General features: G+C 68.9%; 16 protein-coding genes. 5 read left to right on the top strand and 11 right to left on the bottom strand.

What is annotated here, in order from left to right:
* Positions 1-118: 118 nt before the first annotated feature.
* From OG199_RS29845 to OG199_RS29830, 4 genes are all read right to left on the bottom strand, one after another.
* Positions 119-1,756 (bottom strand): cytochrome bc complex cytochrome b subunit, encoded by a 1,638-nt coding sequence (locus OG199_RS29845; RefSeq protein ID WP_351726278.1) that lies wholly within the window; start codon positions 1,754-1,756, stop codon positions 119-121.
* Positions 1,753-2,817 (bottom strand): ubiquinol-cytochrome c reductase iron-sulfur subunit, encoded by a 1,065-nt coding sequence (locus OG199_RS29840; RefSeq protein ID WP_266698636.1) that lies wholly within the window; start codon positions 2,815-2,817, stop codon positions 1,753-1,755. The genes OG199_RS29845 and OG199_RS29840 overlap by 4 nt, the downstream gene beginning before the upstream one ends.
* Positions 2,814-3,623, bottom strand: a complete 810-nt coding sequence (locus tag OG199_RS29835; RefSeq protein WP_405832065.1) for a c-type cytochrome — start codon at positions 3,621-3,623, stop codon at positions 2,814-2,816. Before OG199_RS29835 ends, OG199_RS29840 begins: the two co-directional genes overlap by 4 nt.
* Before the next feature lie 64 nt (positions 3,624-3,687).
* The gene (locus tag OG199_RS29830; RefSeq protein WP_168527748.1) at positions 3,688-4,308 is read right to left on the bottom strand and encodes a heme-copper oxidase subunit III; all 621 of its coding nucleotides are present in this window, start codon (positions 4,306-4,308) and stop codon (positions 3,688-3,690) included.
* Positions 4,309-4,501: 193 nt separating this feature from the next.
* Between OG199_RS29830 and OG199_RS29825 the strand changes: the two genes are divergently transcribed.
* Positions 4,502-4,903, top strand: coding sequence for a hypothetical protein (locus OG199_RS29825; protein ID WP_266698638.1), 402 nt, complete (start codon positions 4,502-4,504; stop codon positions 4,901-4,903).
* A 104-nt stretch (positions 4,904-5,007) separates the two neighbouring features.
* Here OG199_RS29825 and OG199_RS29820 read toward each other — a convergent pair whose 3' ends face one another.
* The 4 genes from OG199_RS29820 to coxB all read right to left on the bottom strand — a co-directional run bounded on the left by OG199_RS29820 (position 5,008) and on the right by coxB (position 9,518).
* Positions 5,008-6,273 (bottom strand): Ig-like domain-containing protein, encoded by a 1,266-nt coding sequence (locus tag OG199_RS29820; RefSeq protein WP_356807165.1) that lies wholly within the window; start codon positions 6,271-6,273, stop codon positions 5,008-5,010.
* A gap of 157 nt (positions 6,274-6,430) precedes the next feature.
* Entirely contained in the window at positions 6,431-6,829 is a 399-nt protein-coding gene (locus tag OG199_RS29815) for a cytochrome c oxidase subunit 4 (protein WP_356807167.1), read from the bottom strand.
* Entirely contained in the window at positions 6,826-8,562 is a 1,737-nt protein-coding gene (gene ctaD / locus OG199_RS29810) for a cytochrome c oxidase subunit I (RefSeq protein WP_266698641.1), read from the bottom strand. The genes OG199_RS29815 and ctaD overlap by 4 nt, the downstream gene beginning before the upstream one ends.
* A complete protein-coding gene (gene coxB / locus OG199_RS29805) occupies positions 8,559-9,518 on the bottom strand; it encodes a cytochrome c oxidase subunit II (RefSeq protein ID WP_266698642.1) in 960 nt (319 codons plus the stop codon). The genes ctaD and coxB overlap by 4 nt, the downstream gene beginning before the upstream one ends.
* A gap of 337 nt (positions 9,519-9,855) precedes the next feature.
* On the opposite strand from coxB, the gene OG199_RS29800 reads away from it, so the two are divergent.
* Entirely contained in the window at positions 9,856-11,238 is a 1,383-nt protein-coding gene (locus tag OG199_RS29800) for a cysteine desulfurase/sulfurtransferase TusA family protein (RefSeq protein ID WP_401798726.1), read from the top strand.
* A 19-nt stretch (positions 11,239-11,257) separates the two neighbouring features.
* Here the strand turns inward: OG199_RS29800 and OG199_RS29795 are convergent, their stop codons facing one another.
* A complete protein-coding gene (locus tag OG199_RS29795; protein ID WP_148013632.1) occupies positions 11,258-12,232 on the bottom strand; it encodes a carbohydrate kinase family protein in 975 nt (324 codons plus the stop codon).
* Between the two features lie 134 nt (positions 12,233-12,366).
* Here OG199_RS29795 and OG199_RS29790 point away from each other — a divergent pair, with 134 nt between their 5' ends.
* Together OG199_RS29790 and OG199_RS29785 are read left to right on the top strand one after the other, a co-directional pair.
* Complete coding sequence (locus OG199_RS29790; protein ID WP_266698645.1) at positions 12,367-12,576, top strand: hypothetical protein; 210 nt, start codon at positions 12,367-12,369, stop codon at positions 12,574-12,576.
* Positions 12,577-12,778: 202 nt separating this feature from the next.
* Entirely contained in the window at positions 12,779-14,329 is a 1,551-nt protein-coding gene (locus OG199_RS29785) for a hypothetical protein (protein WP_405832062.1), read from the top strand.
* A gap of 120 nt (positions 14,330-14,449) precedes the next feature.
* Here OG199_RS29785 and OG199_RS29780 read toward each other — a convergent pair whose 3' ends face one another.
* Positions 14,450-14,806, bottom strand: a complete 357-nt coding sequence (locus OG199_RS29780) for an iron-sulfur cluster assembly accessory protein (RefSeq protein WP_101405588.1) — start codon at positions 14,804-14,806, stop codon at positions 14,450-14,452.
* A 313-nt stretch (positions 14,807-15,119) separates the two neighbouring features.
* Between OG199_RS29780 and nadA the strand changes: the two genes are divergently transcribed.
* Positions 15,120-16,304, top strand: a complete 1,185-nt coding sequence (gene nadA, locus OG199_RS29775) for a quinolinate synthase NadA (RefSeq protein WP_351725271.1) — start codon at positions 15,120-15,122, stop codon at positions 16,302-16,304.
* Between the two features lie 230 nt (positions 16,305-16,534).
* Here nadA and OG199_RS29770 read toward each other — a convergent pair whose 3' ends face one another.
* Complete coding sequence (locus tag OG199_RS29770) at positions 16,535-19,666, bottom strand: efflux RND transporter permease subunit (RefSeq protein WP_405832060.1); 3,132 nt, start codon at positions 19,664-19,666, stop codon at positions 16,535-16,537.
* Positions 19,667-19,845 lie beyond the last annotated feature (179 nt).

Below are 19,845 nucleotides of genomic sequence, written 5' to 3'. Positions count from 1 at the left end.
AGACAGGTACAAGCAGGGTCCACCCTATCCAGCCCCGGGCACGGCAAAGAGCCCCCGTCCATGGGACGGGGGCTCCTGCCGTGGCGATCAGTGGGACCGGTGAGGACCGGTCGGAGGATCAGTGGTGGCCGTGGCCGCTCGTGATCTCCTCGTACTCCTCGACCGTGGGCTTGGGGATCTGGCTGTGCTCCCCGTAGAAGCCCTTGCTGAGCTTGGCACGCAGCCGCTGCGCGCCGTTCACCTTGCGCTCGACACCGTTCTCGTCGACCACCGGGCCGATCTCGGCGGGCTGGTACTGCTCGTGCGCGGTGAGCGTGTGCAGGGCCTCCTGGCCGAGCGGCTCGTGCACCTCGATGAACTCACCGTGCGGCAGGCGCTTGATGATGCCCGACTCGCGGCCGTGCAGCACCTTCTCCTTGTCGCGGCGCTGGAGGCCGAGGCAGATCCGCTTGGTGGCGATGAAGACGAGCACCGGCACGACGAAGAACGCGATCCGGACGAACCAGGTGATCGAGTTGATCGACAGGTGGAAGTGCGTGGCCCAGATGTCGTTGCCGCCACCGACCAGCAGGACGAAGTACCAGCTGATCCAGGCCGCGCCGAAGGCGGTACGGGTCGGGACGTTGCGCGGGCGGTCCAGGATGTGGTGCTCGCGCTTGTCGCCGGTGACCCAGGACTCGATGAACGGGTAGACCGCGATCGCGACCAGGACCAGCGGGAAGATCACCAGCGGGATGAACACACCCAGGACGAGCGTGTGACCCCAGAAGTTGATCTCCCAGCCCGGCATGACACGGATCAGGCCCTCGGAGAAGCCCATGTACCAGTCCGGCTGGGCGCCCGTGGACACCATGTCCGGACGGTAGGGGCCCATGGACCAGATCGGGTTGATCGAGGCGATCGCCGCGATGGCCGCGATGACGCCGAAGACCAGGAAGAAGAAGCCTCCGGCCTTGGCCATGTAGACCGGCAGCAGCGGCATGCCGACGACGTTCCTGTTCGTCTTTCCGGGGCCCGCGAACTGCGTGTGCTTGTGGTAGAAGACCAGGATCAGGTGGCCGACGACCAGGCCGAGCATGATGCCCGGCAGCAGCAGCACGTGCACGGAGTAGAAGCGGGCCACGAAGTCGCCGCCCGGGAACTGACCGCCGAAGAGGAAGAACGAGAGGTACGTGCCGACGATCGGCACGGACAGGACCGCGCCCTCCATGAAGCGGACACCGGTGCCGGAGAGCAGGTCGTCCGGGAGCGAGTAACCGGTGAAGCCGGTGAACATGCCCAGGACGAACAGCAGGAAGCCGAAGAGCCAGTTGACCTCACGCGGCTTGCGGAACGCACCCGTGAAGAACACGCGCATCATGTGCACGAACATGCCGGCGAGGAAGATCAGCGCCGCCCAGTGGTGGATCTGCCGGATCAGCAGACCACCGCGCACCTCGAAGGAGATGTGCATGGTCGAGTTGAACGCCTCGGACATCAGCTGACCCTGCAGCGGGACGTAGCTGCCGTGGTACTCCACCTCGTTCATCGACGGGTGGAAGAACAGCGTCAGATACACACCCGTGAGGATGATGATGAGGAAGCTGTACAGGCAGATCTCACCCAGCATGAACGACCAGTGGTCGGGGAAGATCTTGCGCATGTTGGCCTTGGCCAGGGAGTAGATCCCCAAGCGGCCGTCGGCCCAGTCGGCCACCCGCTCACCGGCGGGCGCCTTCTCGCGCGAGCGCGAGTCGGAGGTGGTGGTAGTGCTCATCCGCGCTCCCAGAAGGCAGGACCGACGGGCTCGTCGAAGTCGCCGAGCGCCTCGAGGTAGCCCTCGTCGTTCACACCGATGCGCAGCTGCGGCAGGGCATGACCGGCCGGGCCGAAGATCACTCGGGCACCGTCGGAGAGGTCGAAGGTGGACTGGTGGCAGGGGCAGAGCACGTGGTGCGTCTGCTGCTCGTACAGGGAGATCGGGCAGCCGACGTGGGTGCAGATCTTCGAGTACGCCACGATGCCCTCGTGCGACCAGGCGAGCTCGCGCTTGTCCTTGATGTTGTCCGGCTGGAGCCGGACGATCATCACGGCGGCCTTCGCGATCTCCTGCTGGAAGTCCTCGTCCTTCTCCTCCAGGCCCTCGGGCTTGACGAAGGTGAGCGAGCCGACGGCGATGTCGGAGGGACGCAGCGGCTCGTTCGTGTTCATGTTGACGAGCAGCTTGCCCTTGGACCAGATCGTGTGGCGCAGCTTGGTGCCCGGCAGCGGACCGAGGTCGCGCAGCAGCATGACGCCGGAGAGCGGGAACAGGGCCAGCGCGCCGAACATCGTGGTGCGGATCAGCTTGCGGCGGCCGAGCGCGGACTCCTTGGCACCCTGCTTGAAGTCGGCCAGGACCTTGGCCTTGACCTCGGGCTCCGCCTCGATCGGGTGACGCTCGTCGGCGATCTCCACGTCGGACATCAGGGTGCGGGCCCAGTGGACCGCTCCCGCGCCGATCGAGAAGAGCGCCACACCGAGCGTCATACCCAGCGCGAAGTTCAGCGCGCTGATGTGCCCGAGCGGGAAGACGAAGATCGACTTGTCGTTCGGGATCGTCACGTACGAGGCGATGAAGGCCACCGTGGCCAGCATCGACAGCGTGAACAGCATCGCGACGACACGCTCGGACCGCTTGGCGGCCCGCTCGTCGATGTCCTGGATGCGGTGCTCGTGCGGCGGCAGTCCCGGGTCCGCGAACGGGTTGTCCTCGTTCGCGACGGCTACTGCGCCGTGACCGTGCTCGTCGGCCCGCTCAGCGGGCAGGTTCTCTTCTGGAATGTCTTGGCTACTCATGACTTCTTGGCCTTTGCGGTCCGAGCGGCGACCCAGACGGCGACGGCGACCAGCGCGCCAAGACCGAAGATCCAGCCGAAGAGGCCTTCACTGACCGGCCCGAGGCCGCCCAGCTCGAGACCGCCCGGGCTCTCGGTGTTGTCACCGTTGACCGCGTCGAGGTACGCGATGATGTCCTTCTTGTTCTTCTCCGACAGCGTGGTGTCGGGGAAGGAGGGCATGTTCTGCGGGCCGGTCTGCATGGCCTCGTAGATGTGCTTGGGGTCGACACCCTCGAGGCTCGGCGCGAACTTGCCGTGCGTCAGCGCGCCGCCCTTGCCGGTGAAGTTGTGGCACTGCGCGCAGTTGGTGCGGAACAGCTCGCCGCCCTTGGCGATGTCCGCGCCCTCCGGGCTGACCTGGCTCTTCGTCGGGATGGTGGGACCAGCGCCCAGCGAGGCGATGTACGCCGCGAGCTGGTCGATCTCGGCCTGCGAGTAGATGACCTTCTTGCGCGGGATCTGCGCGCCCGGCTGCTGGGCCGGCATACGGCCGGTACCGACCTGGAAGTCGACCGCCGCGGCGCCGACACCCACCAGGCTCGGCCCGTCGGAGGAGCCCTGACCGCCGGTTCCGTGGCAGCTTGCGCAGCCCACGGAGAAGAGCTTCTTGCCCTCGTCGATGGCAAGGGACTGGGCGGTGGTGTCGGCCTGCGCCTTGCTCGCGGGTGCGAACGCGGCGTACAGCCCCCCGGTGGCCGCCAGCGCGAGGAGTAGGACGACGACCGCCGCCAGCGGATGGCGTCGTCGTGCGGAGAGCTTTTTCACGGATTACCCCGGTGTCAGGATCTTCTGCGTCGATGCTTCTGGATGTTTCGGGCTGCGGGCCCGATTACTTGATCATGTAGATCGTGGCGAAGAGGCCGATCCAGACGACATCGACGAAGTGCCAGTAGTAGGACACGACGATGGCGGCGGTCGCCTGCTCGTGAGTGAACCTCTTGGCCGCGTAGGTGCGGCCGAGGACCAGCAGGAAGGCGATGAGGCCGCCCGTCACGTGCAGGCCGTGGAAGCCGGTGGTCAGGTAGAACACCGAGCCGTACGGGTCGGAGGAGAGCGAGAGCCCGTCCTTCTTGACCAGTTCGGTGTACTCGAAGATCTGACCACCGATGAAGATCGCACCCATCACGAACGTGACGGTGAACCACATCCGGAGCTTCTTCACGTCCCCGCGCTCGGCGGCGAACACGCCGAGCTGGCAGGTCAGGGAGGAGAGCACCAGGATCGTGGTGTTCGAGGCCGAGAACGGGAAGTTGAGATGGCCGGCCATCTCCTTCCAGTGATCCGGTCCGGTCACCGATCGCAGGGTGAAGTACATCGCGAAGAGGGCCGCGAAGAACATCAGCTCGGAACTCAGCCAGATGATGGTTCCGACGCTGGTGAGGTTCGGTCGATTGACCGACGGGTGCGCGTGCCCGGTTTCTACTGTCGTTGCTGTCGCCACGACCGACATTATGTCGGTCGCTTATCCCGCCCTCACCCCGGGGGGTGCCGTTCGGGGTGTCTGTGGGGTGTGTCCAGCCCGTATGGCCCATCGAAGCCCTGTCCGAACCGGTGTTGACGAGGTGTTTGAAGGAGTAGCATCCGCGCCATCGGTACCAGGAGTTCCCGATCAATGCGGTGCTTCTCAGATGCGTGGAGGAACAATGCAGCCGACCGCCACGGTGCTGGTCTACAGTGACGACTCCAACACCCGGGGGCAGGTGCGGCTGGCGACAGGCCGCAGACCGGCCTCCGATGTTCCCCAGGTCGAGTTCATCGAGTGCGCGACGCCCGCCGCCGTCCTGAAGGAGCTGGACAGGGGCGGCATCGACGTCTGTGTGCTGGACGGCGAGGCGGTCCCGATGGGTGGCATGGGAGTCTGCCGGCAGATCAAGGACGAGATCTTCAACTGCCCGCCCGTGCTCGTGCTCATCGGGCGCCCCCAGGACGCCTGGCTGGCCACCTGGAGCCGCGCGGACGCCGCGGTGACCCTGCCGGTCGACCCGGTGGAGTTCGCCGCCTCGCTGGCCTCGCTCCTGCGCCGCAAGGCCCTGCTCGGCGCCTGAGGTCCCGGCAGGCGGCCCACAGCCGCCGCGGCGGCTGTGGGCCGCCTGGGGCCCGGCACGCCGCTTCCCGCGCCCTCGACGGGGCGCGGGACCGCGGCGCTGTCTCACACGGACTCGGGACGCAGACGCGCCTTCTCGGCCACCGGCGGGCCGTCGGGGGTACCGCCCACCAGGGCGCTGCCGCTGCGCCAGTTCGCCCAGGAGACGTTCCAGTCGCCGAAACCGTTGTCGAACGCCGCCATCTGGGCCCCGTTGGAGTTGACGACCTTCACGATGTCGCCCACGCGCACGTGGTTGAAGAACCACGCCGCGTTGCTGGTGCTCATGCCGGTGCAGCCGTGGCTGACGTTGGCGTACCCCTGGGAGCCCACCGACCAGGGCGCCGCGTGCACGTACTCGCCGCTCCAGGTGACACGGGTCGCGTAGTACACGGGCAGGTCGTAGGAGTCGGAGGAACCCTCGGCGATACCGACGGTGGTACCGCGCATCCGTACGACGTACTCCTTGCTCAGCACCACCTTGACGCCGTTGCGCGTCTCGAAGCCGGGCTTGCCGGTGGTGATGGGGATCTTGTTGATCGGCTCGCCGTTCTTGTACACCGTCATGATGTGCGTGGCGGCGTCCGTGAGGGCGACGAGCTGGTCGCCGGTGGTGAGCGTCAGGGGCTTCGCGTCGCCGCCCCAGAGCCCCGCGCCGACCTTGACGCCCTTGAGGTTGCTGTGCGCCTGGATGGTGGCGTGGGCGGGCCAGTACTCCTTGGGGCGGTAGTGCAGGGTCTTGTCGTCCACCCAGTGCCAGGCGCCCTCCGTCGCGGGCGTCGAGTCCACCCGCAGGGCCCGCTCGACGATCGTGCGGGCGGCCTTGTCCTTGACGGGGGCGCTGAGTTGGGCGGTCACGGGCTGTCCGACGCCGTACTCGCCCGCGTCGGGCCCGAAGGTGACACCGAGTGTCTTCTTGGCCTTGGGCGTGATGGTGTCGAAGCCGATGGACTTGCGGCCCTGTGCGCCGTCCTCGTCCTCCGTGCTCACCTGCACCGTGTAGTGGGCGCCCGCGGCCAGGGCGGAGGTGCTGTGCCAACGGGTGCCGTCGGCGGCCAGCTCACCCGACACGTAGCGGCCCGTCGCGTCCGTGGCCGTCACATCGGTGATGCGCTCGTCGTCATCATTGACGGTGATTTCGAGCGGCTTGTCCGGGTCCACCTTGCTGCTGTCGCCTTCGACCGGACCGTTGAAGGAGATCAGGCCCGCCGCGTCGTACGGCTTGGCCGCCAGTGGATGACTGTCTGAGCCGCAGGCGGTGGTGGCCGCGCCGAAGGCAACCACCAGCGTGGCGCAGCTGACGACCGTGCGGATTCGCGGTGAGTGGTTCATGGGTTCCACGCTATGAACGGCCGGCCGCGACGGCACGGCGGGTGGGCCGACCGGGGGACATGAGGCGTGACACGCCGAGGAGCCCGGACCCTCCTGACGGAGTGTCCGGGCTCCCTGGTGTAAAGGCGTGTCCCGCGCGTGGCGCGGACCGCGTGTCCTACTGGGTGCGGTCCGGGCCGTGGTAGAACTCGAAGACCCAGCCCCACAGGCCGATCAGCAGGAGCGGGGCCGAGAAGTACAGCAGCCACCAGCCGAAGACGACGCCCATGAAGGCGAGCGCGCCACCGATACCGAGCGAGAGCGGCTGCCAGCTGTGCGGGGCGAAGAACCCCACCTCACCGGCCTCGTCCGCGACGTCGGCCTCCTTGTTGTCCTGCGCCAGCTGGTCGACCCGCCGGGCCGTGAAGGCCAGGTAGTAGCCGATCATGACGCTCAGGCCGAAGCCCAGGAAGAGCGCCGTGGTGCCGGCCGGCTCCTTCGACCACAGGCCGTACACGATGGCCATGATCAGGATGAAGAGGGCCAGCCAGAGGAACATCTTGCCTTGGACCTTCACTTGCCGGCCTCCTTGCCGCCAGCCAGGGCCGCCGAACCGTGACCGGCGTTCTCGAGCTGGTCGAGAGCGGCGATCTCCGGGTGGTGCAGGTCGAACGCCGGGGATTCACTGCGGATCCGCGGCAGGGTGAGGAAGTTGTGGCGCGGCGGCGGGCAGGACGTGGCCCACTCGAGCGAACGGCCGTAACCCCAGGGGTCGTCGACCTCGACCTTCTTGCCGTACTTGGCGGTCTTCCACACGTTGTAGAGGAACGGCAGGATCGACAGGCCGAGCAGGAACGAGGAGATCGTCGAGACCGTGTTGAGGGCGGTGAAGCCGTCGGCCGCGAGGTAGTCCGCGTAACGGCGCGGCATGCCCTCGGCACCGAGCCAGTGCTGCACCAGGAACGTGCCGTGGAAGCCCACGAACAGCGTCCAGAAGGTGATCTTGCCGAGCCGCTCGTCGAGCATCTTGCCCGTCATCTTCGGCCACCAGAAGTGGAAGCCGGAGAACATCGCGAACACCACGGTGCCGAAGACCACGTAGTGGAAGTGCGCCACCACGAAGTACGAGTCGGAGACGTGGAAGTCCATCGGCGGCGAGGCCAGGATGACGCCGGTCAGACCACCGAAGGTGAACGTGATGAGGAAGCCGGTGGCCCAGAGCATCGGTGTCTCGAAGGACAGGGAGCCCTTCCACATCGTTCCGATCCAGTTGAAGAACTTCACGCCGGTCGGTACGGCGATGAGGAACGTCATGAAGGAGAAGAACGGGAGCAGTACGCCGCCGGTGACGTACATGTGGTGCGCCCACACGGTCACGGACAGACCGGCGATCGCGATGGTCGCGCCGATCAGGCCCATGTAACCGAACATCGGCTTGCGCGAGAACACCGGGATGACTTCGGAGATGATGCCGAAGAACGGTAGCGCGATGATGTACACCTCTGGATGGCCGAAGAACCAGAAGAGGTGTTGCCAGAGCAGCGCTCCGCCGTTCGCCGCATCGAAGACATGTGCCCCGAATTTTCGATCCGCCTCCAGGGCGAACAGAGCCGCCGCCAGGACGGGGAAGGCCAGCAGCACCAGAACCGCGGTGAGCAGCACGTTCCACACGAAGATCGGCATCCGGAACATCGTCATGCCGGGAGCGCGCATGCAGATGATCGTGGTGATGAAGTTGACCGCACCGAGGATCGTGCCGAAGCCGGAGAAGGCCAGACCCATGATCCACATGTCGGCGCCTACGCCCGGCGAACGGACCGCGTCCGACAGCGGCGAGTACGCGAACCAGCCGAAGTCGGCCGCACCCTGCGGGGTGAGGAAGCCGCCGACGGCGATCGTCGAGCCGAAGAGGTAGAGCCAGTACGCGAACATGTTCAGCCGCGGGAACGCCACGTCGGGCGCGCCGATCTGCAGCGGCATGATCCAGTTCGTGAAACCGGCGAACAGCGGCGTCGCGAACATCAGCAGCATGATCGTGCCGTGCATCGTGAACGCCTGGTTGAACTGCTCGTTCGACATGATCTGCAGACCGGGACGCGCCAGCTCGGCGCGCATGAGCAGCGCCATGACGCCACCGATGCAGAAGAACGCGAACGACGTGACCAGATAGAGCGTGCCGATCGTCTTGTGGTCAGTGGTGGTGAGCCACTTGATCACGACGTTGCCCGGCTGCTTGCGCCGCACCGGCAGCTCGTTCTCGTACGAGTCGTCGGCTTCCGCGGCACCCTGGGGTTCGTTGAGGATGCTCACAGGTTGTTCGTCTCCCGGTTCTTCTCGTGACCCGTCTGCTCAATGCCGGCCGGGATGTAACCGGTCTGCCCCTCGGCCGCGAGCTGCTTGAGGTGGGCCTCGTAGCGCTCCGGCGAGACGACCTTCACGTTGAAGAGCATCCGGGAGTGGTCGACGCCGCACAGCTCGGCGCACTTGCCCAGGTAGGTGCCCTCCCGGTTGGGGGTCACCTGGAAGGAGTTGGTGTGGCCCGGGATGACGTCCTGCTTCATGAGGAACGGCACCACCCAGAAGGAGTGGATGACGTCACGCGAAGTGAGGACGAAGCGGACCGTCTTGCCCTTGGGGAGCCAGAGGGTCGGACCGGGGTTGTTCGTCTGCGGGTTCCGCTCACTCGGAGTGCCGGCCTCGTAGACACCGCCGGCGTTCACCGGGAAGTCCTTCTTGAACCGGTCCGGAATGGCGTCCAGGTTCTTGTCGGTCTTCGCGTCACCGGTGACACCGGGGACGTTCTCGATGTAGTTGAAGCCCCAGCTCCACTGGTAGCCGACCACGTTGACCGTGAGGTCGGGCTTCTTGTCGAGGCTGAGGAGCTTCGTCTCGTCGCGGGCGGTGAAGTAGAACAGCACCGAGACGATGATGAGCGGGACCACCGTGTACAACGCCTCGATCGGCATGTTGTACCGGGTCTGCGGGGGAACTTCGACCTTGGTGCGGCTGCGCCGATGGAAGACGACGCTCCACAGGATCAGACCCCAGACCAGCACGCCCGTGGCGAGCGCGGCCGCCCACGAGCCCTGCCAGAGGGAGAGGATCCGCGGAGCCTCCTCCGTGACCGGGGTGGGCATACCAAGGCGGGGAAAGTCCTTGTATGTGCAACCGGTGGCGGTCGCCAGGACCAGGCCCGCAGTCATTGCCTGCAGCAGCTTCCGCCGCATCGGGCGCCGCGGCGAGCGGTCGGAGCCGTTGGGACTCACGTAGCGCCTTCCCGAGAGTCTCGCCCGCGCTGGTTGGCTACGGCCCTTCTCGCTGGTCGCTCGCCGCCCTGGCACACGGGCAGGGGTTTGGATGTTTATGCGGACCAAACCCTACTGGACGCTATTTGAGGTCGCGCGGGGAGGGTGCCCAACGCGCCGCCGGGTCAGCCGAAGGGGGTGGGTTGCCCTGCTCCGGGCTACTTCTGACGGAGGTTTGGGGCGCTCAGGAGCCCGGGACACGGGACGTCACGGCGGCTGCGGGCCCGTCGTGGTTCGTGGCGCCGTTCCGCGCGACCCCCTCGGAGCGCTGCCGCGACCAGAGCTTTAGCGTTGGTGTGTGGCCTACTTCGATGCTGCTTCCGCCGCCCCTCTCCATCCCGTCGCCCGACAGGCCCTGCAGGCCTCGCTCGACGAGGGCTGGGCCGACCCGGCCCGCCTCTACCGGGAGGGGCGACGGGCCCGGCTCCTGCTCGACGCGGCCCGCGAGGCGGCCGCCGACGCGGTGGGCTGCCGCCCGGACGAACTGGTCTTCACCAGCTCGGGCACCCGGGCGGTGCACTCCGGCATCGAGGGCGCGCTGGCGGGCCGTCGACGCGTCGGAAGCCACCTGATCGTGTCAGCTGTCGAACATTCGTCGGTACTCCATTCGGCGGAGGTCCACGAGACGGCGGGCGGCACCGTGACCCGCGTCCCGGTCGACCGTACGGGCGCGGTCTCCCCCGCCGCGTACGCCGACGCCCTGCGCCCCGACACCGCGCTGGCCTGTCTTCAGTCCGCCAACCACGAGGTGGGGACGGAACAGCCGGTGGCGGCGGTCGCACGGGCGTGCCGGGCGGCGGGGGTGCCGCTGCTGGTCGACGCGGCGCAGTCGCTGGGCTGGGGGCGGATCGAGGGCGACTGGTCCCTGCTGACGGCAAGTGCCCACAAATGGGGCGGCCCTTCGGGGGTCGGGCTTCTCGTCGTGCGCAAGGGAGTGCGGTTCGCCCCTCAAGGACCCCTGGACGAACGGGAGTCGGGGCGGGCGGCCGGCTTCGAGAACATCCCGGCCGTGGTGGCCGCGGCGGCCGCGCTGCGTGCCGTGCGCGCGCAGGCGGCCGCGGAGGCGGCGCGGCTGCGGGAACTGACGGACCGGATCCGCACGCGGGTCCCGGACTTGGTCACGGACGTGGAGGTGGTCGGCGACCCGGTCGGCCGGCTGCCGGGGATCGTCACCTTCTCCTGTCTCTACGTCGACGGGGAGTCGCTCCTGCACGAACTGGACCGGGCGGGCTTCTCGGTCTCCTCCGGTTCGTCGTGCACGAGCAGCACGCTCACCCCCAGCCATGTCCTGAAGGCGATGGGCGTGCTGAGCGAGGGCAACGTCCGGGTGTCGCTGCCGCCGGGCACGCCGGCCGAGGACATCGACCGGTTCCTGTCGGTCCTTCCGGCGGCGGTCTCGGCGGTGCGCGAGAAGCTCGGCGCGCCGACGGCTCCCCGGACGGCGTCCGCCCCGTCCGGTTCGCTCGTCCTGGACGCGCTCGGCAAGCTCTGCCCGATCCCGGTCATCGAACTGGCCGGGGTCATCGGCGACGTGCCCCTCGGCGGCACCGTCCGCGTCCTCGCGGACGACGAGGCGGCCCGCCTGGACATCCCGGCGTGGTGCGAGATGCGGGGTCAGGAGTACGTCGGGGAGGAGCCGGCGGACCGGGGCTCGGTGTACGTGGTCCGCCGGGTGTCCTGACCCCGCTGCCGGGCCCGGCCTAGACCAGGTGGGCCCTGACCTCCTGGGCGGCGTCGTCGCCGTACGCCTTGGTGAAGCGGTCCATGAAGTGGGCGCGGCGCAGCTGGTACTCCTGGGTGCCGACCGTCTCGATCACCAGGGTGGCGAGCATGCAGCCGACCTGGGCGGCGCGCTCCAGGGAGACGCCCCAGGCGAGCCCGGACAGGAAGCCCGCGCGGAACGCGTCGCCGACGCCCGTCGGGTCGGCCTTGCGCTCCTCGTCCGGGCAGCCGACCTCCACCGGGTCCTCGCCGACGCGCTCGATGCGGACGCCCCGCGCGCCGAGGGTGGTCACCCGGTGGCCGACCTTGGAGAGGATCTCGGAGTCGCTCCAGCCGGTCTTGGACTCGATGAGCCCCTTCTCGTACTCGTTCGAGAAGAGGTAGGTCGCCCCGTCCAGCAGTATCCGGATCTCGTCGCCGTTCATCCGGGCGATCTGCTGCGAGAAGTCGGCCGCGAACGGGATCGAGCGGGACCGGCACTCCTCGGTGTGCCGCAGCATCGCCTCGGGGTCGTCCGCCCCGATGAGGACGAGGTCGAGTCCGTCGACCCGGTCCGCGACCGCCTTCAGCTCGATCAGCCGGGCCTCGCTCATCGCGCCCGTGTAGAAGGAGCCGATCTGGTTGTGGTCGGCGTCCGTGGTGCACACGAAGCGCGCGGTGTGCAGCACCTCGGAGATCCGCACGGAGCCGGTGTCGACGCCGTGGCGGTCCAGCCACGCGCGGTATTCGTCGAAGTCGGAGCCCGCGGCCCCGACCAGGATCGGCCTGGTGCCCAGCTGACCCATGCCGAAGGCGATGTTCGCTCCGACGCCGCCCCTGCGCACGTCGAGGTTGTCGACGAGGAAGGACAGGGAGACCGTGTGCAGCTGGTCCGCGACCAGCTGGTCGGCGAAACGGCCGGGGAAGGTCATGAGGTGGTCGGTGGCGATGGAGCCGGTGACTGCGATACGCACGGCGAGGACACGCTCCTGCGAAGGGAGAGGGTTGACAGTTCACGCTACCCGGTCGGCGCCTGACCTCAGAAGCGGTCAAAACTACCCGATAGTAGGTCTTTCTTCGTAACGCTCCCGGTGCATACGGTTCCGTTATGACGAACCTCAAGGTCCACGGCTCCGCTCCGCTCGACCTGGAAGGCGACCTGGCCTCGCTGCGCGACGACTGCGCCCGGACCGCCAGGCACTGGGCGGCGCCGGCCCCGGTCACCGTCCCGCCCGTGTCCCCGTCCCGTATCCACGGGGTGCGCGTGCCCCCCGCCTCGGCCCGCCTGCTGGACGCGATGTCCGACTACGGCGACTGACCCCGCGGCCCGTGCGGCGTCCGCGCGGGCGCCGTGAGCGGGCGGCCGGGCGGCGCCCGCAGGGAACCGTGCGCTCCCCCGCTGCGTCCCATCGCCGTCCCCCGTAAAGGGGAGGCGGCGTACGACCCTTCAGCGCCCGCTCCGGGAGTCCCCGGCCGGGCCGGGTCGTCGCGGACAGCAGTGGAGCCGAAGGAGCGATGCGGTGAGCACCGAGCGACCCGACCACGAAGCGACCGACCCCGCCGAGGACGGTGCCGGGACGGCGAAGCCACGCCGTCGGCATTCCCCGGTGGCCGTCGCCTCGGTCGCGGCCGCCGTTCTGCTCGTCGGGGGCGGCGGGGCGTACATGGCCACGACCGCCTTCGACGGCGGCGGACACAGCGGCGCCGAGTCCCCGGGCGGCGACGGCACTCCCCCGCCGCTCGCCCTCGACGGGACCACCGGAGGCGGTGGCACGGGTGGTGTCGCGCCGGGTGAGCCGGACCCCTACGGCACGGTCTACCGCGCGGACGGCAAGCTGCCCGACGGCCCGGACTTCGCGCCCGTCTACGCGGCGAAGGGCTCGGTGACCGCGGCCGAGGTGACCCGCCTCGCCAAGGCCCTGGGGCTCACCGGCACCCCGCGGCTCGTCGGCGACACCTGGCAGGCCGGTGGGGGCCAGGACGGCTCCGGCCCGAGTCTCCAGGTGAACCGGCGGGCCCCCGGCACCTGGACGTTCAGCCGTTACGCACCCGGCACCGACAACTGCAAGGGTGCCGTGTGCACCAGCGACCCCGGCTCGCCGAGCAGTCACGCGGTGAGCGAGGCCGCCGCGAAGAAGGCCGCCGCCCCCGTGCTGAAGGCGCTCGGCGAGGACGACGCGAAGCTCGACGCGAGCGCGCTCATGGGCGCCGTGCGGGTGGTGAACGCGGATCCCGAGGTCGGCGGCCTGCCCACCCACGGCTGGACCACCGGCGTCCAGGTCGACAAGGAAGGCCAGGTGGTGGGCGGCAACGGCCTGCTGAAGACGCCGGAGCGCGGGGACACGTACCCCGTCATCAGCGCGCGCGGGACGCTGGACCTGATGAACGGTCCGGGATCGGCCCCGGCGCCGGGCGGTGCCCGCAACGGGCCCGGCGGCTGCGCGAGCGCCGTGCCGCTCAAGGACCGGGACGAGAAGCCGTGCGCCGCGTCGACCGCGCTGCCGCGGCGCGAGTCGGTGACCGTCGAGAAGGCCACGTTCGGGCTGGCGTCGCACTTCGTGGACGGACACCAGACACTGGTGCCGTCCTGGCTGTTCGAGGTACGGCCGAAGGGGGCGACCGCCCGCGTCACCGTGACGCATCCGGCCGTCGACCCGAAGTACCTGGCCACGCCGGAGACTCCCGGGGCGCCGAGCCCTCGGCCGACCGGGGAGCCGGCGTCCCGTGACGTCACGGTGCAGGGGTACACGGCCGACGGCAAGGACCTGACGGTGAGCTTCACCGGCGGGGTGTGCGCCGACTACGCCGTCTCGGCGAGCGAGAGCGCGGACAAGGTGACGGTCGAGGTCACCGAGACCCCGTGGCAGGGCAAGGTCTGCATCCTGATCGCGAAGGTCTACGAGAAGACGGTGCGGCTGGACGAGCCGCTCGGCGGCCGGAAGGTCGTGGGGTCGGACGGCGGGGCGATCCGGGAGGGGAAGACACCGGGCGCTTCGACGATGACGCCGACGAAACCGACGGCACCCAGGGCGCCGAGGGTGCCGCACACCCCGGAGCCGCTGGCGCGGTAGGGCGAACGGCCCGCGCGGACGCGGGTACGGATGCGCGAAGGCGGCGTCCCCGTCGGAGGGGGACGCCGCCTTCGTCCGTGTCCAGCAGTCGGCCGGGGCCCGGCGAAGGGGCCGGGAGGCCTAGCTGAAGGAGTCGCCGCAGGCGCAGGAGCCGGTCGCGTTCGGGTTGTCGATCGTGAAGCCCTGCTTCTCGATGGTGTCCACGAAGTCGATGGAGGCGCCGCCCAGGTACGGGGCGCTCATGCGGTCGGTGACGACCTTGACGCCGCCGAAGTCCTTGACGACATCGCCGTCGAGGGAGCGCTCGTCGAAGAAGAGCTGGTAGCGCAGGCCGGAGCAGCCGCCGGGCTGAACGGCGACACGCAGTGCCAGATCGTCGCGGCCTTCCTGGTCGAGCAGGGCCTTGACCTTGCCCGCGGCGGCGTCGGACAGGATGATGCCGTCGCTCACGGTGGTGGTCTCGTCCGATACGGACATCTGCTTCTCTCCCGGGTTGTTCGGAGACTGCTTGCCGACGATTGCAACCGCCGGGGCCGCGGATTCATTCCGGGCCGAGAGTCTGTCTTCTGGGTTCTCTCTGTTCCCTCCTCATGCTCGCACACACGCAAGAACGCGCACAGCGGCCTGGGGAGAACCTCAGGGATTCACGTCACATGGACACGACGGGCATCGTCAACATGACGTGAAGCGGTTATGATAGATAGCGTCATTTAGACGAAAAGGCTTGTCCCGCATGTCCCGCCGGGTCGTTCGTGAACCGGCGAGCCGCAGAACAGAAAGGGTGCGTGTCGTGACCACCGCCCAGACCCAGGAGCTCGACGTACAGCCGACGCCCCTCGCCCTGCTGTTGCTCGGCCGCGAGGCCGACCCGAGGAGCGAGCGCGGCGTCGAGTGCCCCGGCGACCTGCCCTCGCCGTCCGACCCGGACCTGGTGGAACGCGCACGAGCGGCCAAGGAGAAGCTCGGGGACAAGGTCTTCGTGCTCGGCCACCACTACCAGCGCGACGAGGTCATCCAGTTCGCGGACGTCACGGGCGACTCCTTCAAGCTGGCCCGGGACGCGGCCGCGCGCCCCGAGGCCGAGTACATCGTCTTCTGCGGTGTGCACTTCATGGCGGAGTCCGCGGACATCCTCACCTCCGACGACCAGAAGGTGGTCCTGCCGGACCTCGCCGCCGGCTGCTCCATGGCCGACATGGCCACGGCCGAACAGGTCGCCGAGTGCTGGGACGTGCTGACCGAGGCCGGGGTGGCCGAACAGGTCGTACCCGTCTCGTACATGAACTCGTCCGCCGACATCAAGGCGTTCACCGGCAGGCACGGCGGCACGATCTGCACGTCGTCCAACGCCCAGCGGGCCCTGGAGTGGGCCTTCGAGCAGGGCGAGAAGGTCCTCTTCCTCCCCGACCAGCACCTCGGCCGGAACACCGCCGTCCGTGACATGGGGATGTCCCTGGAGGACTGCGTCCTCTACAACCCGCACAAGCCGAACGGCGGCCTGACCGCCCAGCAGCTGCGCGACGCGAAGATGATCCTGTGGCGCGGCCACTGCTCGGTGCACGGCCGGTTCAGCCTGGACTCGGTGAACGACGTGCGCGAGCGCATCCCCGGCGTGAACGTGCTCGTCCACCCGGAGTGCAAGCACGAGGTCGTCGAGGCGGCGGACTACGTCGGCTCCACGGAGTACATCATCAAGGCCCTGGAGGCGGCCCCGGCCGGCTCGAAGTGGGCGATCGGCACGGAGCTGAATCTCGTACGCCGGCTCGCGAACCGATTCGCCCCCGAGGGCAAGGAGATCGTCTTCCTCGACAAGACGGTCTGCTTCTGCTCGACGATGAACCGAATCGACCTGCCCCACCTGGTGTGGACCCTGGAGTCGCTGGCCGAGGGCAACCTGGTCAACCGCATCGAGGTGGACCGGGAGACGGAACGGTTCGCCAAGCTGGCGCTGGAGCGGATGCTGGCGCTGCCGTAACCGGGCCCGGCCGCCCGTACGGCCCGGTGAACGGCCAGGGCCCGCCCGGACACCATCGGTGTCGGGCGGGCCCTGGTCGTTTCCGGTCCCCGAGGACCCCCGAGGGCCCCCAGAAAACCGGGTGCCCCTTGGGACCCTTGGGACCCTTGGGACCCTTGGGACCCTCGGGACCCTCGGGACCCTTGGGACCCTCGGGCCGAGAGGCGTCAGCCCCTCGGCCCCTCAGGCCCTCAGACCTGCGCCGGTTCCGGCTCGTCGTCCGGGACGGACGGCGCCTGCGGCGGGGTACCGGCCTTCTTCAGCCGCTTCTGCGCCTTCTTCCCCGCCCGCCGTTCCTTGCGGAGTTCGAGCATCGCGTAGAGCGTCGGGACCAGCAGGAGCGTCAGCACGGTCGAGCTGATCAGGCCGCCGATGACGACCACGGCCAGCGGCTGGGCGATGAAGCCGCCCTCACCCGTGACACCGAGCGCCATCGGGAGCAGGGCGAAGATCGTCGCCAGGGCGGTCATGAGGATCGGGCGGAGACGGTGACGGCCACCCTCCACCACGGCCTCGACCACTCCGTAGCCCTGTCCGCGGTACTGGTTGATCAGGTCGATCAGCACGATCGCGTTCGTCACCACGATGCCGATGAGCATCAGCATGCCGATCATCGCCGGGACACCCATCGGGGTGCCGGTGACGACCAGCAGGCCGATCGCGCCCGTCGCCGCGAACGGGATCGAGACGAGCAGGATCAGCGGCTGCACCAGGGAGCGGAAGGTCGCGACCAGCAGCATGAAGACGATCGCGATCGCCGCCAGCATCGCCAGGCCGAGGTTCTTGAACGCGTCGTCCTGGTTCTGCGAGACCCCGCCGATCTCGGCGGTCGCCCCGGCCGGCAGCTTGAGCGCGTTCAGCTTCGTGGTGAGGGCCGAGCTGACCGCGCCCGTGTTGTCCCCGGTCGGCTTCGCCGTGATCGTGGCGGCCCGCTGACCGTCGATCCGGGTCATCGAGACCGGGCCGTCCACCAGCTTCACGTCCGCGATGTCACCGAGCTTCACCGCGCCGAGACGCAGGTCCCTGAGCCCGGCCAGCGACTCGGCCGGCTCGGCCGACCTGATGACGACGTCCCGCTCGCTGTCGTCCAGGATCGCCTTGCCGCTGGTGGTGCCGCGCACCGCCTCGGTGACGGCGGCACCGAGCGTGCTGTCGTCGAACCCGGCCGCCGCGGCCTTGGAGTTGGCCTTGACCGAGATGCGCGGCACGCTCTGCGCCAGGTCGCTGGTCACGTCCGTGACGTCGTCGAGCTTGGCGACCTCGGCGCGCACCTGCTCCGCCGCCTTGCGCAGGACGTCCGCGTCGGCCGCCTTCACGACCACGCTGAGGTCCTGGTTGCCGAAGCCGTCGCCGGCCGCGACCGTCGTGGTACCGATGCCGGAGAGCTTGCCGAGTCCGTCCTCGATGCGGTTCTGGACATCGGTGGCGGACGCCGAGTCCTCCAGCATGACCTGGTACGAGGCCTGGTTGGTGTCCGTGCCGCCACCGAACGCGGCGAGGAACCCGGACGAGCCGACCGTGACCTGGTAGTCCTTGACGCCCTTGACGCCGCCGAGCATCCGCTCGACCTTCTTCGCCTGCGCGTCGGTCGCCGCCAGGCTGGTGCCCGGCTTCAGCTCCTGCTTGAGGGTGAGGACCTTCTGCTCGCCCTGGTCGAAGAAGTTCGTCTTCAGCAGCGGCGCCATGCCGAAGGTGCCGACCAGGACGACCGCCGCGATCACCAGGCTGGTCAGCCGGCGGCGGGTGGCGAAGCGCAGGACGGGGACGTAGAAGCGCTGCAGACGGCTGCGCGCCTCCTTCTCCTCGGCCGTGCGGCGTGCCTCGTCGGCGTCGGCCGGCATGTCCTTCGGGGGGCGCAGGAACCAGTACGACAGGACCGGGACGACCGTCAGGGAGACGATCAGGGACGCCAGCAGCGCCGCCGTGACCGTCAGGCTGAAGGAGCCGAACAGCTCTCCCACCATGCCGCCGGTGAGACCGATGGGCAGGAAGACGGCGACCGTGGTGAGGGTCGAGGACGTGACCGCGCCCGCCACCTCGCGCACCGCCTTGAGGATGGCCTCCTCGCGCTCCTCGCCGTAGCCGAGGTGCCGCTTGATGTTCTCCAGGACGACGATCGAGTCGTCGACGACCCGTCCGATCGCGATGGTGAGCGCGCCGAGCGTGAGCATGTTGAGCGACAGGTCACGGGTCCAGAGCACGATCAGCGCCAGCACCACCGACAGCGGGATGGACACCGCGGTGACGAGCGTCGAACGGATGGACGCCAGGAAGACCAGGATGACCAGGACCGCGAAGAGCAGGCCCAGCCCGCCCTCGGTGGTCAGGCCCTTGATCGACTTCGACACGGCCGGACCCTGGTCGCTGACGACGGTGATCGTCGACCCGGTGCCCAGGTCCTTGCGCATGCCGGGCAGCTTGTCCTTGACGGCGTCGGAGATGGCTACCGCGCTGCCGTCGTGGTCCATGGTGACGTTCACGGCGAGGCTCGGCTTGCCGTCCGTGCGGGTGAGGGAGTCGGCCTTCGACGGCTCCTGCTCGACCTTCGCGACGGAGGAGAGCCGTACCGGCTTCCTGCCCTGGCCGCCGGTGACCATCAGGTCCTGGATCTGCCGCAGCGAGGTGAAGCCGCCGCCGACCTGGACGGTCCGGTTGTTGCCGCCCTCGTCGAAGGAGCCGGCCGGGACGGTCGCGCCGCCCGCCTGCAGGGCCTGGCCGAGAGCGGCCGGGGTGAGCCCCGCAGCCGCCATCTTTCCGTCGTCCGGCACCACGGTGACCTGGAGGTCCCGTACGCCGTCCACCGTCACCTGGCCGACGCCGCCGATGCTCTTGAGGTCCGGCACGACCGTGCGGTCGAGCTGGTCGGACAGGGCCTGCTGGTCCTTGTCGGACGTGACGGCGAGCACCACGGTCGGGATGTCGTCCGTCGAACCGGCGATGACCTGCGGGTCGACGGAGTCCGGGAGCTGGACGCGGGCACGGTTGACGGCCTGCTGGACATCGGCGACGAGCTGCTTGGTGTCGTTGCCGTAATCGAAGGACGCCCTGATCACGGCGTTGCCCTCGCTGGCGGTGGAGGTGACACCGGTGATGCCGTCGACGCCTTCGAGGGTGTCCTCGATGGGCTCGACGACCTGCTTCTCGACCACGTCGGGGGACGCACCCTGGTACGGCGCGAGCACGGACACCATGGGCAGTTCGATGGTGGGCAGCAGCTGCTGCTTGAGCTGGGGGATCGCGATCGCTCCGAACGCGAGCGCGACGATCGACATCAGCCCGATGAGGGCCCGTTGCGCGAGGCTGAATCTGGACAGCCAGGACATGGGTGGGGGATCTCTTTTCCGTGGCGTGAGCGGGTGGCGTGGTCGGCTTGGACGGCAGGGGTGACGACGGGTGTGACGACGGGTGTGACGGCAGAGCGGCGGGAGAGCGCGTACGCGCCCCTGACGGGCCGGTACGGCGGCTGCGCCGCACAGGCACAGGTGAGCGCTCTCCTGCCACC

This window comes from Streptomyces sp. NBC_01176 (genome assembly GCF_045039825.1).
Taxonomy (GTDB): Bacteria; Actinomycetota; Actinomycetes; order Streptomycetales; family Streptomycetaceae; genus Streptomyces.
The sequence above is the reverse complement of the archived record's forward strand: the minus strand, read 5'-3'. Positions and strand labels throughout refer to the sequence as shown.